The sequence below is a fragment of the Roseateles sp. genome (assembly GCF_031397715.1).
Taxonomy (GTDB): Bacteria; Pseudomonadota; Gammaproteobacteria; order Burkholderiales; family Burkholderiaceae_C; genus Paucibacter_A.
The window spans coordinates 1-15,225 of record NZ_JANNMI010000034.1 but is presented as its reverse complement, the minus strand read 5'-3'; the positions used below and the strand labels follow the sequence as shown (position 1 = coordinate 15,225).

The 15,225-nt window shown below is 62.8% G+C and carries 14 protein-coding genes; 9 read left to right on the top strand and 5 right to left on the bottom strand.

Annotated features, from left to right (window positions below; genetic code table 11):
* From gspD to RMO57_RS01695, 4 genes are all read left to right on the top strand, one after another.
* Positions 1 to 1,545: type II secretion system secretin GspD (gspD, locus tag RMO57_RS01710; RefSeq protein WP_310383640.1), on the top strand; the 1,545-nt coding region annotated here is incomplete at its 5' end.
* An 8-nt stretch (positions 1,546 to 1,553) separates the two neighbouring features.
* On the top strand, positions 1,554 to 2,975 hold the full coding sequence (gspE, locus tag RMO57_RS01705) for a type II secretion system ATPase GspE (RefSeq protein ID WP_310383639.1): 1,422 nt from the start codon (positions 1,554 to 1,556) through the stop codon (positions 2,973 to 2,975).
* Positions 2,976 to 2,980: 5 nt separating this feature from the next.
* Positions 2,981 to 4,192 carry a type II secretion system inner membrane protein GspF gene (gene gspF, locus RMO57_RS01700; protein ID WP_310383637.1) on the top strand — a complete coding sequence of 404 codons (1,212 nt, stop codon included), beginning with the start codon at positions 2,981 to 2,983 and terminating at the stop codon, positions 4,190 to 4,192.
* 3 nt (positions 4,193 to 4,195) lie between these two features.
* Positions 4,196 to 5,095, top strand: coding sequence for a 5'-nucleotidase (locus tag RMO57_RS01695; RefSeq protein WP_310383636.1), 900 nt, complete (start codon positions 4,196 to 4,198; stop codon positions 5,093 to 5,095).
* A 2-nt stretch (positions 5,096 to 5,097) separates the two neighbouring features.
* Here the strand turns inward: RMO57_RS01695 and tyrS are convergent, their stop codons facing one another.
* Positions 5,098 to 6,348 carry a tyrosine--tRNA ligase gene (tyrS, locus tag RMO57_RS01690; RefSeq protein ID WP_310383634.1) on the bottom strand — a complete coding sequence of 417 codons (1,251 nt, stop codon included), beginning with the start codon at positions 6,346 to 6,348 and terminating at the stop codon, positions 5,098 to 5,100.
* Positions 6,349 to 6,595: 247 nt separating this feature from the next.
* On the opposite strand from tyrS, the gene RMO57_RS01685 reads away from it, so the two are divergent.
* Entirely contained in the window at positions 6,596 to 7,978 is a 1,383-nt protein-coding gene (locus RMO57_RS01685; RefSeq protein ID WP_310383631.1) for a M23 family metallopeptidase, read from the top strand.
* A 14-nt stretch (positions 7,979 to 7,992) separates the two neighbouring features.
* Positions 7,993 to 9,105, top strand: coding sequence for an anhydro-N-acetylmuramic acid kinase (locus tag RMO57_RS01680; protein ID WP_414896358.1), 1,113 nt, complete (start codon positions 7,993 to 7,995; stop codon positions 9,103 to 9,105).
* Positions 9,106 to 9,153: 48 nt separating this feature from the next.
* Here the strand turns inward: RMO57_RS01680 and erpA are convergent, their stop codons facing one another.
* The 3 genes from erpA to rplM form a co-directional block, all read right to left on the bottom strand.
* Positions 9,154 to 9,528, bottom strand: a complete 375-nt coding sequence (gene erpA, locus RMO57_RS01675) for an iron-sulfur cluster insertion protein ErpA (protein WP_310383628.1) — start codon at positions 9,526 to 9,528, stop codon at positions 9,154 to 9,156.
* 189 nt (positions 9,529 to 9,717) lie between these two features.
* The gene (gene rpsI / locus RMO57_RS01670; RefSeq protein WP_310383626.1) at positions 9,718 to 10,110 is read right to left on the bottom strand and encodes a 30S ribosomal protein S9; all 393 of its coding nucleotides are present in this window, start codon (positions 10,108 to 10,110) and stop codon (positions 9,718 to 9,720) included.
* 9 nt (positions 10,111 to 10,119) lie between these two features.
* Complete coding sequence (gene rplM / locus RMO57_RS01665) at positions 10,120 to 10,548, bottom strand: 50S ribosomal protein L13 (RefSeq protein ID WP_310383625.1); 429 nt, start codon at positions 10,546 to 10,548, stop codon at positions 10,120 to 10,122.
* Between the two features lie 96 nt (positions 10,549 to 10,644).
* On the opposite strand from rplM, the gene RMO57_RS21935 reads away from it, so the two are divergent.
* From RMO57_RS21935 to RMO57_RS01650, 3 genes are all read left to right on the top strand, one after another.
* The gene (locus tag RMO57_RS21935; protein WP_414896357.1) at positions 10,645 to 11,667 is read left to right on the top strand and encodes an N-acetyltransferase family protein; all 1,023 of its coding nucleotides are present in this window, start codon (positions 10,645 to 10,647) and stop codon (positions 11,665 to 11,667) included.
* Between the two features lie 128 nt (positions 11,668 to 11,795).
* Positions 11,796 to 12,665 carry a DUF2726 domain-containing protein gene (locus tag RMO57_RS01655; RefSeq protein ID WP_310383623.1) on the top strand — a complete coding sequence of 290 codons (870 nt, stop codon included), beginning with the start codon at positions 11,796 to 11,798 and terminating at the stop codon, positions 12,663 to 12,665.
* Positions 12,666 to 12,745: 80 nt separating this feature from the next.
* Positions 12,746 to 13,816, top strand: a complete 1,071-nt coding sequence (locus RMO57_RS01650) for a serine/threonine protein kinase (RefSeq protein WP_310383621.1) — start codon at positions 12,746 to 12,748, stop codon at positions 13,814 to 13,816.
* Positions 13,817 to 13,832: 16 nt separating this feature from the next.
* On the opposite strand, the gene htpG is transcribed toward RMO57_RS01650, so the two are convergent.
* Positions 13,833 to 15,225: molecular chaperone HtpG (htpG, locus tag RMO57_RS01645; RefSeq protein WP_310383619.1), on the bottom strand; the 1,393-nt coding region annotated here is incomplete at its 5' end.

The following is a 15,225-nucleotide window of genomic DNA, read 5'->3' as shown; positions in this document are numbered from 1 at the left end:
AGCTCGGAGGTCGAGGTCATCGCGCTCAAGCACGGCCTGGCCACCGACATGGCGCCCGTCGTGCAACGCCTGGCCGACAGCACCGCGAGCAATGTGCCGGGCGTGCCGCAGGGCAGCGGCGGCGTGTCGGTGATTGCGGACGCGCGCAGCAACGCGCTCATCGTTCGCGCCACCAACCCGGCGCGGCAGTTGCAGGTGCGCTCGATCATCGCCAAGCTCGACCTGCCGACGCAGGGCGGGCCCGGCGGCTCGATCTGGGTCGTGCACTTGAAGAACGCCGACGCGGCCAAGCTGGCCACGGTGCTGCGCGCCGCGTTCGCCACCGGCGGCGGCGGCGCGTCGGCCACGGGCGGTTCCCCTTCCGCGCCCAGCCCCCTGGCCAATCTCTCCAACCTCGGCGGCGGGCAGCCGGGCGCTTCGACCGCGGCGACGGCCCCTGTGCAAGCCTCGGCGGGCCCGAGCACCGGCGGCTTCATCCAGGCCGATCCGGCGACCAATTCGCTGATCATCACCGGCCCCGAGCCGCTGTACCGCCAAGTGCGCTCGATGATCGAGCAGCTCGACACGCGCCGGGCCCAGGTCTACATCGAGAGCCTGATCGTCGAGGTCAGCGGCGACAACGCGGCCGACTTCGGCTTCCAGTGGCAGGGCATTTCCGGGCGCCGGGGCGACTCGAACATCATCGCGGGCGGAACGAGTTTCGGCGACAACTCGATCGTCGATCTGTCGGTCGCCGCGGCCGGCGGGCGCACCACCGCGGGCGCCGCGCTGAACGCGCTGCAGACCGGCCTGAACATCGGCGTGCTGAAGAACCTCGGCGACGGCCTGTACGGCCTGTCGGCCATCGCGCGGGTGCTGCAGACGCAGGCCAACACCAACATCATGTCGACGCCGAACCTGATCACGGTGGACAACGAAGAAGCCAAGATCGTCGTCGGCCGCAACGTGCCGTTCATCACCGGCCAATTCACCAGCACCGGCACGGGCACCACCAACCCGTTCCAGACCGTCGAACGCAAGGACGTGGGCATCACGTTGCGCATCAAGCCGCAGATCGGCGAAGGCGGCACCGTGCGTTTGCAAATCTTCCAGGAGAGCTCGGACGTGATCGCGCAGGCCACCGGCACCGGCGGCACCGGCCCGACGACCAGCAAACGCTCGATCGAATCGAACGTGATCGTCGACGACGGCGCGATCCTGGTGCTCGGCGGCCTGATCGAAGACCGCTTCGAGGACAACAAGAGCAAGATCCCCCTGCTCGGGGACATCCCCGTCCTCGGCGCCCTGTTCCGCAGCGAGTCGCGCACCAAGCGGCGCACCAACCTGATGGTCTTCCTGCGTCCGGTGGTGATGCGCAACGCAGACGACGCGAGCAAGCTCTCGCTCGACCGCTACGACATGATCCGGGCCCAGCAGAAAGACGCCCAGCCGCCGGCCAACATCCTGCTGCCGGTGGGCGAGTCGCCGGTGCTGCCGCCGCAGCGCTTGCCCCCGCCCTTGTTACCCGCTGTGCCGGCCTCCGCTCCCGTGCCGCTGTCCAACTAGGCCGCAGCATGGGCTCCCGACACCCCCTGCCCTACGGCTTCGCCAAGTCGCACACCCTGCTGCTCGAAAACGACGGCCAGCAGCTCGTGCTCTGGAGCGGCGACAACACGCCGCCGGCCGCCCTGTCCGAAGTGCTGCGCGTCTACGACGTGCAGCGTTTCGAGCGCGAAGCAGCGCCCAGCCTGGCGCAGCGCATCGCGGTCGCGTACGCCGGCGGCGAATCGAGTGCCGCCACCGTGATCGGCGAGGTCGAAAGCGCGGTCGACCTCGGCCGCCTGATGCAGGACCTGCCGGCTGTCGAAGACCTGCTCGAAGCGGCCAACGATGCGCCGATCATCCGCATGCTTAACGCGTTACTGACGCAGGCCGCCAAGGACGGCGCCAGCGACATCCATATCGAACCCTATGAGCGCGCCAGCTCGGTGCGCTTCCGCGTCGACGGCACGCTGCGCGAAGTCGTGCAACCGAATCGAGGCCTGCACGCGGCGCTGATTTCGCGCCTGAAAATCATGGCCGAACTGGACATTGCCGAGAAGCGCTTGCCGCAAGACGGCCGCAGCTCGCTGCGCATCGGCGGGCGCGCCATCGATGTGCGGGTCTCGACCCTGCCGTCGGCGCATGGCGAGCGCGCCGTGCTGCGCTTGTTGGACAAGAGCGAATCGAAATTCACGCTCGAAGGCCTGGGCATGAGTGGCGATGTGCTGACGAGTTTCAAGCGCTTGGTCCAGCAGCCGCACGGCATCGTCTTGGTCACCGGGCCTACCGGCAGCGGCAAGACCACCAGCCTGTACGCCTCGCTGCAAACGGTGGACACGGGCACGACCAATGTGCTGACGGTGGAAGACCCGATCGAGTACGAGCTGGGCGGCATCGGCCAGACGCAGGTCAATGCCAAGATCGATCTGACCTTCGCCAAGGCCTTGCGCGCCATCCTGCGCCAGGACCCGGACGTCATCATGATCGGCGAAATCCGCGACCATGAAACCGCGCAAATCGCCATCCAGGCCTCGCTGACCGGCCACTTGGTGCTGGCCACGCTGCACACCAATGATTCCGTCAGTGCGGTGACGCGCTTGACCGATATGGGGATCGAGCCGTTTCTGCTCAGCTCCAGCTTGTTGGGCGTGCTCGCGCAGCGTCTGGTTCGCAAGTTATGCCCGGTCTGCAAACGGGTTGATGACACGGGTCACTACCACCCCGTCGGCTGCGATGCCTGCAGCCAGACCGGCTACAAAGGCCGCACCGGCGTTTACGAGTTGATGATCGCTAACGACAAGGTGCGTGGACTGATTCACCAGCAAGCTGCCGAGAGCGCATTGCTGGCCATGGCTCAGGCAGGTGGGCTGCGTTCGATGCGCGACGACGGTGCTCGCCTGGTGGCTGCCGGCATCACTTCCGCCGAGGAAGTGTTACGGGTCACGCGTGAATAGACAAAATGCCGGCCTATAAATTCCAAGCCCTCAATGCTTCCGGGCGCAGCGTCAGCGGCCTGATCGAGGCTGACACGCCGCGTGCCGCGCGCGCGCTCTTGCGCTCGCAAGGCCAGGTGCCGCTGACGCTGCAGACGGTGCAGCAGCATGGCCAGGCCAGCGGCAGTCGCTTCACGCGGCGGGTCTTCAACGCGACTGCGCTGGCGGTCTGGACGCGGCAATTGGCCGGCCTGGTCGGCTCAGGCCTGCCGATCGAACGAGCGCTGACCGCGCTGACCGATGAATGCGAAGACCCGCGCCAGCGCGAATTGCTGTCCCAGCTGAAGGCCGAGGTCAATGCCGGTGCGCCGTTTGCGCGCGCGCTGGCGACGGCGCCGCGTGAGTTCGACGAGGTCTTTTGCGGCGTGGTCGCGGCAGGCGAGCAAAGCGGCGCGCTGGGCCATGTGCTGGAGAAGCTCGCCGACGATCTGGAAGAACGCCAGGACCTCTCCGGCAAGCTGGTTGGCGCGATGGCTTATCCGGCCATCGTGTCGCTGATCTCGGTGATGATCGTGATCTTTCTGGTCACCTATGTGGTGCCGCAGATCGCCACGGTGTTCACCAACTCCAAGCGCGCGCTGCCGTTTTTGACCGTGGCGATGCTGGCCATCAGCGCCTTTGTGCGGGAATGGGGCTGGTTGATGATTTTGACTCTGGTGGCGGGCGGCATGGCGCTGTCGGCGGCGTTGCGCGGCGAGGCTTTTCGCAAGCGCTTTGATGCCGGTATTTTGCAAGTGCCGCTGCTGGGTCGGCTGGCACGCGGCTATAACGCGGCGCGCTTCGCCAGCACCTTGGCGATGCTGGCGGGGGCCGGCGTGCCGATTTTGAAGGCCTTGCAGGCGGCGGCCGAGACGCTCTCGAACCGCGCCATGCGGGCCGACGCGCTGGACGCGCTGGTGCAGGTGCGCGAAGGCGCGCCTTTAGGTTCGGCCTTGGCCGGCAAGAAGCGCTTCCCCGGCATCCTGGCGATGTTTGCGCGCCTGGGCGAGCAGACCGGGCAGCTGCCGCAGATGCTGGAGCGCGCCGCCAAGCAACTCAGCGTCGAGGTGCAGCGCCGCTCGATGGCGGCGGCCACCTTGCTGGAACCGATTTTGATCGTGGTGATGGGCGCCATCGTCTTGATGATTGTGCTGGCGGTTCTCATGCCTATCATCCAGTTGAACACCTGGGTCAAATAGAACATGGCGGCCAATCTGGACGGACAGTTGGTCGTCGCCATCTCCTCGCGTGCGCTGTTTGATTTTGAAGAAGAGAACCAGCTGTTCGAGGCCGGCGATGACCGTGCCTATATGGCGCTGCAAGAAAGCCGGCTCGACCTGCCGGCCAAACCCGGCGTGGCGTTCTCGCTGGTCAACAAGCTGCTGGCCTTCAACACGCCGGAGCAGCCGCCGCAGGTCGAGATCGTCGTGCTGTCGCGCAATGACCCGGTCTCGGGCATGCGGGTGTTCCGCTCTGCCGCGCATTACGGACTGGGCATCCAGCGCGGCGTGTTCACCCGCGGCGAGTCGCCCTGGCGCTATTTGCGGCCCTTGAAGGCGCAGTTGTTTCTGTCTACCAATGAGGCCGATGTGCGCTCGGCTTTGGCGGCCGGCGTGGCGGCAGCGCGCGTGCTGCCGCTGTCGGCGCGCGCCTCGGCCGAGCATCCGTTTGAGTTGCGCATCGCCTTTGACGGCGACGCCGTGCTGTTCTCCGACGAGGCCGAGCAGGTCTTTCAGCGCGACGGCCTGAGCGCTTTTCAAAGCCATGAGACCACGCACGCCAACACTCCCCTGGCGGCCGGACCGTTCAAGCCGGTACTCCAAGCCTTGCAGCGCCTGCAACAAAGCCCAGGCGGCCCGATGCGGGTGCGCACCGCCTTGGTCACAGCGCGCAGCGCGCCGGCGCATGAGCGCGCCATCCGCACGCTGATGAACTGGCAGATCGAGGTCGACGAGGCGATGTTTCTGGGCGGCCTGGCCAAGGGCGAATTCCTGCGCGAGTTCGAGCCCGACTTCTTCTTCGACGACCAGGCCGGTCATATTGCCAATGCCGCAGCCCATGTGCCGGCCGGCCATGTCGCGTCGGGCATCTCGAATCGCTGAATTCAGCTGAGTGTGACTCGGGCAAACTTGCGCTTGCCGACCTGCGCGACAAAGCTGCCGGCCTCTAGCTTCAAGGCCTTGTCGCTGATGGTGACGCCGTCGATCTTGACGCCGCCCTGCTCGATCATGCGGGTGGCCTCGCCGCCCGTGGCGACCAAACCGGCCGCTTTGAGCATCGCACCGACGCCCAGCGGCGCGCCGCTCAAGGCGACCTCGGGGATGTCATCCGGGATGCCGCCACGGGCGCGGTTGTTGAAATCAGCCTCGGCCGCATCGGCGGCTTCCGAACTGTGGAAGCGGGTGGTGATCTCCTTGGCCAGCAAGACCTTGGCGTCCTTGGGGTTGCGGCCGGCGTCCACTTCAGCTTTAAGCGCCGCAATCTCGGCCTCGCTCTTGAAACTCAGCAGCGCAAACCATTTCCACATCAGCACATCGCTGATCGACAAGACCTTGGCGAACATCTGCGTCGCCGGCTCGCTGATGCCGATGTAGTTATTCTTGGATTTGGACATCTTCTCGACGCCGTCCAGGCCCTCCAGCAGCGGCATGGTCAGGATGCACTGCGGCTCCTGGCCATATTCCTGCTGCAAGTGCCGCCCCATCAGCAGATTGAACTTCTGATCGGTGCCGCCCAGCTCGATATCGCTCTTTAGAGCCACCGAGTCATAGCCCTGCATCAGCGGGTAGAGGAACTCATGCACCGAGATCGGCGTTTGCGCGGCGAAGCGCTTGGTGAAGTCATCGCGCTCCATCATCCGCGCCACCGTGTACTTGGCCGCCAGCTGGATCATGCCGCGCGCCCCCAGCGGGTCGCTCCACTCGGAGTTGTAGCGGATCTCGGTCTTGGCCGGGTCCAGCACCAAGCTGGCCTGGGCGTAATAGGTCTCGGCATTGGCCTTGATCTGCTCCTGCGTCAGCGGCGGGCGGGTCGCGTTGCGGCCGGACGGGTCACCGATCATCGAGGTGAAGTCACCAATCAAGAAGATCACCTGATGGCCCAGGTCCTGCAACTGGCGCAGCTTGTTGAGCACCACGGTATGGCCGAGATGGATATCGGGTGCGGTCGGGTCCAGCCCCAACTTGATACGCAGCGGCACGCCGGTGGCCTCGGATTTGGCGAGCTTTTGCAGCCAGTCGGCCTCGGGCAGCAGCTCGTTGGAGGCGCGCTTGCTGACGGCAAAAGCTTCGCGGACGCGGTCGGTGACGGGAAATGCGGGAAAAGCAGGCACGGCGGGAGTTCGAATTTCGGACATGGCAGCAGTCAAGCCTCGGCTAAAGCCTGGGTATATCGGGTTTTCTAGAGTTTGACGCACCGATCGACTCGGTATACTCGCGCCTGGTTTGATCCAAACACCCCTAAAGCTAGGGGTGCCGTGGTCAAGACATCAATTCTAGTGGACGCGATTCGAACCGAGCCGCGTCACTTTTGTCCGGCGCTTGCTCAAGCGGTTTTAGCAGCGAGCGCCCGAACACCATGGGATTCGAAACGTGACCGACCGGATGATTGAAGTGAAAGTGGCCGTAGCTCAGGCTTGTGCACGAGCCGAAGCCTTTGCCGCCAAGCATCCCCGTGCGTTGACCGGCACTGTGGTGGGTTTGTTGACTGGTTTTGCCGTCACCGCCTTTGGTATTGCCCCGCTCGCGCCCGATGCCCGTGACCTGCCGCAGCGCACCTTGGCCGAAGCGGTGCAACCCAGCGATTTGGAGTCCCAGCTCGCCGCCCTGGCCGAACACCAGATCGGTCTCAGCCGCAACGAGCTGACCCGCAACAGCGACACCGTCGAAAGCCTGTTCAAACGCCTGGGTGCCTTTGATGCGGCAGCCGCCCAATTTCTACGCAATGACCTGTTGGCCAAACGCACGCTGCAGGGCCGCGCCGGCAAGTCGGTGCAGTTGACGGCCGATGCCTCGGGCCTAGTGCAAAGCATGGTGGTGCGCTTTCCTGCCGAAAAAGCCGAACAGCAGGCGACCCATTTCACTCGGCTGAGCATCACCCGCACTGGCAAGAGCTTTGTCTCCAAGCTGGAAACGGCGCCCTTGCAGGCACAAATCCGACTGGGCAGCGGCACGATTCAAAGCTCGCTGTTCGCCGCCACCGACGAGGCCCGCATCCCGGATACCATTGCCTCGCAGATGGCCGATATGTTTTCCGGCGAGATCGACTTCCACCGCGAGCTGCGCAAGGGTGATCGCTTTTCGGTGGTCTACGAAAGCCTGACCGCCGACGGCGAGAGCGTCAGCTGGGACAACGCAGCGGGCCGCCTGATTGCCGGCGAATTCGTCAACAACGGCCGCACCCATTCGTCCATTTGGTTCAAAGACAGCGTCACCGGCAAGGGCAATTTTTACGGCTTCGACGGCCAAAGCAAGCGCCGCGCCTTCTTGGCCAGCCCAATGGAGTTCTCGCGCGTGACCTCGGGCTTCTCGATGCGCTTCCACCCGATTTTGCAGACCTGGCGCCAGCACCTTGGCGTTGATTACGGCGCGCCCAGCGGCACAGCAGTGCGCACGGTTGGCGATGGCGCGGTTGAATTCGCTGGCTGGCAAAACGGTTTCGGCAATGTCGTCCATGTGCGCCACAACGGCGACCGCACGACGGTCTATGCCCACCTCAGCCGCATCGACGTCAAAAAAGGTCAGCGTATCGAGCAGGGCCAGAAAATCGGCGCCGTCGGTGCAACCGGCTGGGCGACCGGCCCGCATCTGCATTTTGAATTCCGCGTCAAAGGCAGCCACCAGGACCCGCGTGCGATTGCACGTGCCTCCGAGGCCGTGACCCTGCCCAGTTACGCACGCAACCAGTTCAAGCAAACCGTCGCCAGCGTGCAGTCGCAGCTGAGCGTCGCGCAGTCCATGGACGGCGGCGTCAGCGGCGCCGATTGATCGACATGGCGGCCATGCCGCAACTGTTCATTGGCCTGATGTCCGGCACCTCGCTGGACGGGGTTGACGCCCTGCTGGCACGCTTCCCCACCGATGAGTCGGCCGCCATGAAGGTGCTTGGCCATCTACACCAGCCCTTCAGCAAGCCGCTGCGCGAGGAGCTGCTGGCGCTGAACAGCCCCGGTGACAATGAACTGCACCGGGCCGCACTGGCAGGCAACGCGGTAGCGCGGGCCTATGCCGATGTGGTCGCTCAATTGCTGGAGGCCTGCGGCGTCCAAGCGGCGCAAGTGGCCGCACTCGGTGCCCATGGCCAGACCGTCAGGCACAGACCCGGCGAGTTCGATGGCTGCGGCTACACCAGCCAGCTGTTGAACGGTGCACTGCTGGCCGAGCAAAGCGGCATCGCGGTGGTCTGTGATCTGCGCAGCCGCGACGTGGCCGCAGGCGGCCACGGCGCACCCTTGGTGCCGGCCTTTCACCGCGCTCAATTCGCACAGAGCGGGCGCGATATCGCTGTCGTCAATATCGGCGGCATCAGCAATATCAGCCTGCTGGGCGCAGACGGCAGTACCGTTGGTTTTGACTGCGGGCCGGGGAATTGCTTGATGGACGCCTGGATCAAGCGACACCAGGGGCTGGAATTCGATGCAGGCGGGGCTTGGGCCGCCGAGGGACAAGTCTCGCCTGCATTGATGGCGCGATTGCTCGCCGAACCGTTCTTTTCCCTCGCGCCGCCGCGCAGCACCGGACGCGACCTTTTCAATCAAATTTGGCTAAACCGTCATCTAGACAAGGATTTGAAGGCGGTCGATGTGCAGGCCAGCCTGCTGGAGCTGAGCGCTCAGGCCATCGCTCAGAGCCTGCTGCAGCATGGGCCGGCCACGCAGGAATTGTTGGTTTGCGGGGGCGGTGCCTTGAATACGCAGCTGATGAGCCGCTTGCAGGCGCTGCTGCCGGGCATTCAAGTGCTCGCCAGCAATGCACGTGGCCTGCCTGAGATGCAAGTCGAGGCCGCCGCCTTCGCATGGCTGGCCATGCGCCATCTGCGCCGCTTGCCCGGCAACTTGGTCGGCGCCACAGGGGCGCTAGGCCCGCGGCTGCTGGGTGCGCTTTACCCTGCCTAAAACAACAAAGCCGCCAAAACTAGGCGGCTTTGTTTCGACACCTACAAATCAGGCTGAAAAACTTGATCCGCACCCGCAAGTGGTGGTGGCGTTCGGATTCTTGATCACGAACTGCGCACCTTGCAGATCTTCCTTGTAATCGATCTCGGCACCGGCCAAGTACTGCAAACTCATCGCATCGATCAACAGAGTCACGCCGTTCTTGTGCATCTGCGTGTCGTCCTCGTTGACGGCTTCATCAAAGGTGAAACCGTACTGGAAGCCGGAGCAGCCGCCGCCCTGCACGAAAACGCGCAACTTCAAATCGGGATTGCCTTCCTCAGCCACTAGGTCGGCCACCTTTTCGGCGGCGCTGTCGGTGAAGACTAACGGCACGGGCATTTCATCGGCATCGGCCGCTGGAGACTCAAGGACTGCGCTCATATGGATTCCTGACGTAATTGCAATACTGTCGCAATGATCCCACGCTTGGCAAGGTCGTGCTTAAACAGGGTTATAGCAAGCAACTTTAGCTTACCGATAGAGCCGTCTATAAAAACAAAGCCGCTCAAGAGCGGCTTTGTGATGGGTTTGCTGCCAGAGGCCAAAGCCAGAGACAGCAAAACAGCCAGATCAGCGCTTGCTGAACTGCTTCCTGCGACGAGCGCCGTGCAAGCCGACCTTCTTACGCTCGACTTCACGCGCATCACGCGTTACAAAGCCGGCGATTCTGAGTTCGGGCTTCAGGGTCTCGTCATAGTCGATCAGAGCGCGGGTGATACCGTGGCGAATTGCCCCAGCTTGACCCGACTCACCACCACCATGCACATTGACCTTGATGTCAAACGTTTCAGCATTGTTCGTCAGCAGCAAAGGCTGCTTGGCGATCATGATGGAAGTTTGCCGACCAAAATAATCACCGACGGCTTTGCCGTTGATGACGATCAGGCCGGTGCCTTTTTTCATGAAGACGCGAGCGACCGACGACTTGCGGCGGCCCGTACCGTAGTTCCAGTTTCCGATCATTACCGCTCCTTAGATTTCCAGAGCCTTGGGCTGCTGAGCGGCATGCGGATGCGTGTCACCTGCATAGACCTTCAGCTTCTTCACCATGGCATAGCCCAACGGACCCTTGGGCAGCATGCCCTTGACAGCCTTCTCCAGCGCGCGGCCTGGATGCTTGGCTTGCATGTCCTTGAACTTCGTGGCGTGAATGCCACCGGGGAAACCCGAGTGACGGTAATACACCTTGTCATTGGCCTTGTTGCCAGTGACACGCAGTTTTTCTGCGTTGATGATGACGATGAAATCGCCGGTGTCTACGTGAGGCGTATAAATGGCTTTGTGCTTGCCGCGCAAACGGAGTGCCACTTCGCTGGCAACACGTCCGAGCACCTTATCGGTGGCGTCAATCACAAACCACTCGTGCATCACTTCTGCCGGTTTGGCGCTGAAGGTCTTCATGAGTTACTTTCGAATGCTTAGACCCCTTGAATGGGATCCAGCGGTCGGATGGCTGATTCAGATTTTTGTGCCCGCTTACTGACTTAAGTAAGCTGCTTGATCAAGTTTGGCTTTTCGACATTGCTCGGTGTTGCTTATCGGGAGCCCGGGCAGACAATGCCGCCCAACTCTCGCAACCTCTCGCGCCAGACCAAAGCCACGTACAAAACCAGACACAAAAATTTCTTTCCCGCAGCCAAATACGGAGAAGCCCAATATTCTATCAGAAGTTCTATACGGGTGACTTGTCTTTGCGCCCTCAGCGCCCTCAGCGCCAACAAGTTCTTCGGGTTAAACTCAGGGTTACTACTGATGGTTCCGACTGGAGGTCCACACATGAATCCCACGCCAGACCCAAACAGCAGCGCAACGACACCGGAGCAAAGCAGCGCCAGCACCAGCGGACTCGCCGCCTGGGGGCCTGCGGCCGCGCTGAAACGTTTTTCGGCCTGGATTCCGATCCGCTCGTTGAGTCGGCGCCACCGCAAGCGGATCGCTCTGCATTTGCTGGCCTTGACGGAGCGCGATCGCTACTTGCGCTTCGGCTACACGGCCGCCAACGAGCAAATCAGCCGCTACGCTATGGCGATGGACTTCGAGCGCGACGAAGTGTTCGGCATTTTCAATCGCAAGTTGGAACTGATTGCGATGGCGCATCTGGCCTACTCACCCAAGCCCCAAATAGCGGGCCAGGCAGCGATGGCCGAGTTTGGTGTCTCGGTGTTGAGCAAAGCCCGCGGACGCGGCCTGGGTGCACGCTTGTTTGAATGTGCCGCATTGCATGCGCGAAATCGCGGCATCGACACACTCTTTATTCATGCGTTGAGTGAAAACGCCGCGATGCTCAAGATTGCCCGCAATGCCGGTGCCACGGTGGAGCGCGATGGTTCGGAGTCAGAAGCCTGGTTGCGCCTGCCGCCCGACACGGTTTCGTCCCATGTCGGCGAAGCGATTGAGCGCCATATGGCGGAATTGGACTTCCAATTCAAACGCCATGCACGTGTACTTGGACACATCATTGACGGCGTGGCCGAGGTGAAATCCAAGTTCGGGGAAGCAGGCAAAGCGGCCAAACTGTAATCAATGGCACGCGTGACACCACCCAGACCGGGGGTAGGTACGGAGCCTTTCTGTCACATTGTTGCGATACATTGATAGCCTAAGCGCCGCCTATACGGTGCAAATCAAATATACGGCGGGCGAGGGCAATGCAAATCACCATTCCGTGGATAGTCGCTTTGGTCGCGAGCGGCGGCCTGCTGGCACTCACTGCAGCATGGGCGCTGCGCCGACCCAGTAGCGGCAACAACAAGCCACTGCCGGCCGAGTGGGCACTGACTGCCCGCCCGGTTTTCAGCGCCGACGAGCGGCGGGTTTACCGTCTGCTCAAAGAGGCGCTGCCGCACCATGTGATTCTGTCCAAGCTGCCGCTGGTGCGCTTTTGCCAGCCGACCGAAGCCAAGGAAGTTCGCTATTGGTTCGAGTTGCTCGGCGCCATTCACGTCACTTTCGCCATTTGCAGCCCGAACGGGCGGGTGCTGGCCGCCGTAGATCTTGACGGCGAGCGTGGCATTTCCGGGCGCAGCCTGCAAATCAAGCAATCGGTGTTGGGCGCTTGCCGAGTGCGCTATCTGCGTTGCCCGATTGACAATCTGCCCAGCGCGGCGGAACTGCAACTGCTGGTGCCCTTCAGCAACAGCAGTTCGCGCGGCCCCCAGCCGGCTCCGTCGCCGCGCTGCGCCAGCACATCGCGCAGCGCGATCAACGGCTCGACACCCCGCAGCGATGGCTCAAACAGAAAGCCCAGCGGCGGCAATGCCAAAGCCGGACGCAATGGACTCTGGCAGGATTCGGCAGTTTTCCATGATTCGTTTTTTGCCCCAGACAGTCGCTTTGACACCGCAGCCGGGACGGAGTTGCCCCGGTTGGCGCGCAATGGCGCCAGCGGCGGCCAGCAGCATGTGGCGCCGTTTGGCGAACCCTTGAGCAACGAGTCGCGCTACCCCGATGAAGCGCCCAATGACATCGTCGGGCTGGTGGTTGACTCGCCCCGTTATGGCGGGCGGCTGCCACGCTGAAGACCGCTTGCACTGAAGCTTTGCATTGATACTACGGCGTCTGACCAACCGGTCTGACGCCGTTTTCTTTTTGCCAATCAATGACACCAGACTTAGATCGTAGCTTCGGCACCCTGACGCCGGAATTCATGCTGGACGCCCTCGACGCCGCCGGGCTCTATGGCGACGGCCGCATGCTGCAGCTGAACTCCTATGAAAACCGCGTGCTGCAACTGCATCTGGAGGATGGCCGAATCGCGGTGGCAAAGTTCTACCGCCCCGGGCGTTGGAGTGACGCACAGATTCTGGAAGAGCATCACTTCGCCCTAGAACTGACGGCCGCCGAAGTGCCGGTGGCGGCACCCTGGACGCTGGCGGACATCGAGGGCCAGTTGAAAGTGAGCGGCAAGCCAGCCACGCTGGCCCATTTCGGCGACCAGCGTTTCGCCGTCACGCCGCGCCAAGGCGGCCGCGCGCCGGAGCTGGACGACCCCGAAGTACTGACCTGGATTGGCCGCCTGCTCGCCCGCCTGCATCTGGTCGGCCGGCAGCACCCGTTCGAGCACCGACTGAGCTGGGTCGGCGCCGAGCCAGGGCGGATCGCGCACGACTGGCTGTTAGCGCATGACACGCTGCCGATCGAAATCGCACCCGTTTGGGCCGCCGTGGTACAGGCCTGCCTATCCCGAGTCCAAGCCGCATTTGATGCCGTTCCCGACCTGCAGCTGCTGCGCCTGCATGGTGACTGCCACCCCGGCAACATCCTCTGGACGCCCGACCAAGGGCCCCATTTTGTGGACCTCGATGATGCCGTCACCGGCCCGGCCGTGCAGGATTTGTGGATGCTGTTGTCGGGCGACGCGCTGGCGCAGCGCCAGCAACTGGCCTGTGTATTGGAAGGTTATGAGACGGTGGCCAAGTTTGACCGCCGCGAGCTAAGCCTGATCGAGCCGCTGCGCACGCTGCGGATGATTCACCACAGCGCCTGGTTGGCCAAACGCTGGGGTGACCCGGCCTTTCCGCTCGCCTTCCCCTGGTTCGGCACGCCGAACTACTGGCATGACCAAGTCGCCAAGCTGAATGAACAGCTGGAAGCGATGCGGCCAGCGGATGAAGTCGTGCTGGACAATTTCAAAGACGAAGATGTCGGTTTTGACGAGGGCTTCAAATAGCCCCCGTCAATTCATATCAAGCCAGCAGCATCGCGTTGACGCGCCGCACATAGGCGGCCGGATCTTCCAGATGGCCGCCCTCGGCTAACACGGCCTGATCAAAGATGACGTTAGCAAGGTCGTCGAACTGGGCCTCGCTGCCGCTCAACTTCTTCACCAGCGCATGCTCGGCGTTGATTTCCAGCGTCGGCAGGCTGCTCGGCGCGGCTTGGCCGGCTTGCTTGAGCAGGCGCGCCAAGTGGCCGCTCATATCGCCCTCCTCGACCACGATGCAGGCGGGTGAGTCGACCAGTCGGGTCGACACGCGCACATCCTTGGCGCGTGACTTGAGTGTCTCCTTCAGGCGATCCAGCAGCGGCTTGAAGGTCTCGGCATCGGCTTCGGCCTTTTTCTTTTCATCCTCGTCTTGCAGCTTGCCCAGATCGATCGCGCCCTTGGCGACCGACTGCAGTGCCTTGCCCTCGAACTCATACAGATGCGAAAGCATCCACTCGTCGACGCGGTCGACCAGCAGCAGCACCTCGATGCCTTTTTTGCGGAAGATCTCCAGCTGCGGGCTGTTCTTGGCGGCGCTCAAGGAATCGGCGGTGATGTAGTAAATCGTCTCCTGATCGTCCTTGGCGCGCTTCAGATAGTCGACCAGCGACACGCCCTCGTCGGCATGCGTGGACGCAAAGCGCAAGAGCTTGGCCAGACGTTCCTGGTTGGCATGGTCTTCGCCGATGCCTTCCTTCAAGACCGAGCCGAAGTCCTTCCAGAAGTCGGCATATTTGGCGCGCTCGGCCGCGTCCTCGCTGTCGGCTAGCGTTTCCAGCATCGACAGCACGCGCTTGGTCGAGCCTTCGCGGATCGCCTTCACGTCGCGGCTTTCTTGCAGCAATTCGCGCGAGACATTCAGTGGCAGGTCGGCCGAGTCGATCACGCCCTTGACGAAGCGCAGATAGACCGGCATCAAGGCCTCGGCGTCGTCCATGATGAAGACACGCTTGACGTAGAGCTTGACGCCGCCACGCTTGTCGCGGTTCCACAAATCGAACGGCGCCTTCTTGGGGATGTAGAGCAGCTGGGTGTATTCGCTGCGGCCTTCCACGCGGTTGTGGGTGTAGGCCAGCGGTGCTTCGGTGTCGTAGCTGATCTGCTTGTAGAACTCGTCGTACTGCTCTTGCGTGATGTCGCTCTTGGACCTTGACCACAGCGCCGAGGCCTTGTTGACCGGCTCCCACTCGTCCTTCAGCACTTGCGTGGACGCCTCCGGGTCCCACTCTTCCTTGCGCATCAGGATGGGCAGGGAGATGTGATCGGAATATTTGCTGATGACGGACTTGAGGCGCCAGGTCTTGAGGAACTCCTCCTCGCCTTCGCGCAGAAGTTCACGCCCGGCAAAGACGATGCGAAGAAGCTGGAGTACG

Coding starts and splice junctions, on each gene's coding strand:
- RMO57_RS01680 (WP_414896358.1), top strand. CDS start 7,993: ATGCCGCAACTGTTCATTGGCCTGATGTCCGGCACCTCGCTGGACGGG.
- gspE (WP_310383639.1), top strand. CDS start 1,554: ATGGGCTCCCGACACCCCCTGCCCTACGGCTTCGCCAAGTCGCACACC.
- RMO57_RS01685 (WP_310383631.1), top strand. CDS start 6,596: ATGATTGAAGTGAAAGTGGCCGTAGCTCAGGCTTGTGCACGAGCCGAA.
- gspF (WP_310383637.1), top strand. CDS start 2,981: ATGCCGGCCTATAAATTCCAAGCCCTCAATGCTTCCGGGCGCAGCGTC.
- RMO57_RS01650 (WP_310383621.1), top strand. CDS start 12,746: ATGACACCAGACTTAGATCGTAGCTTCGGCACCCTGACGCCGGAATTC.
- rpsI (WP_310383626.1), bottom strand. CDS start 10,110: ATGATCGGAAACTGGAACTACGGTACGGGCCGCCGCAAGTCGTCGGTC.
- RMO57_RS01695 (WP_310383636.1), top strand. CDS start 4,196: ATGGCGGCCAATCTGGACGGACAGTTGGTCGTCGCCATCTCCTCGCGT.
- rplM (WP_310383625.1), bottom strand. CDS start 10,548: ATGAAGACCTTCAGCGCCAAACCGGCAGAAGTGATGCACGAGTGGTTT.
- RMO57_RS01655 (WP_310383623.1), top strand. CDS start 11,796: ATGCAAATCACCATTCCGTGGATAGTCGCTTTGGTCGCGAGCGGCGGC.
- erpA (WP_310383628.1), bottom strand. CDS start 9,528: ATGAGCGCAGTCCTTGAGTCTCCAGCGGCCGATGCCGATGAAATGCCC.
- tyrS (WP_310383634.1), bottom strand. CDS start 6,348: ATGTCCGAAATTCGAACTCCCGCCGTGCCTGCTTTTCCCGCATTTCCC.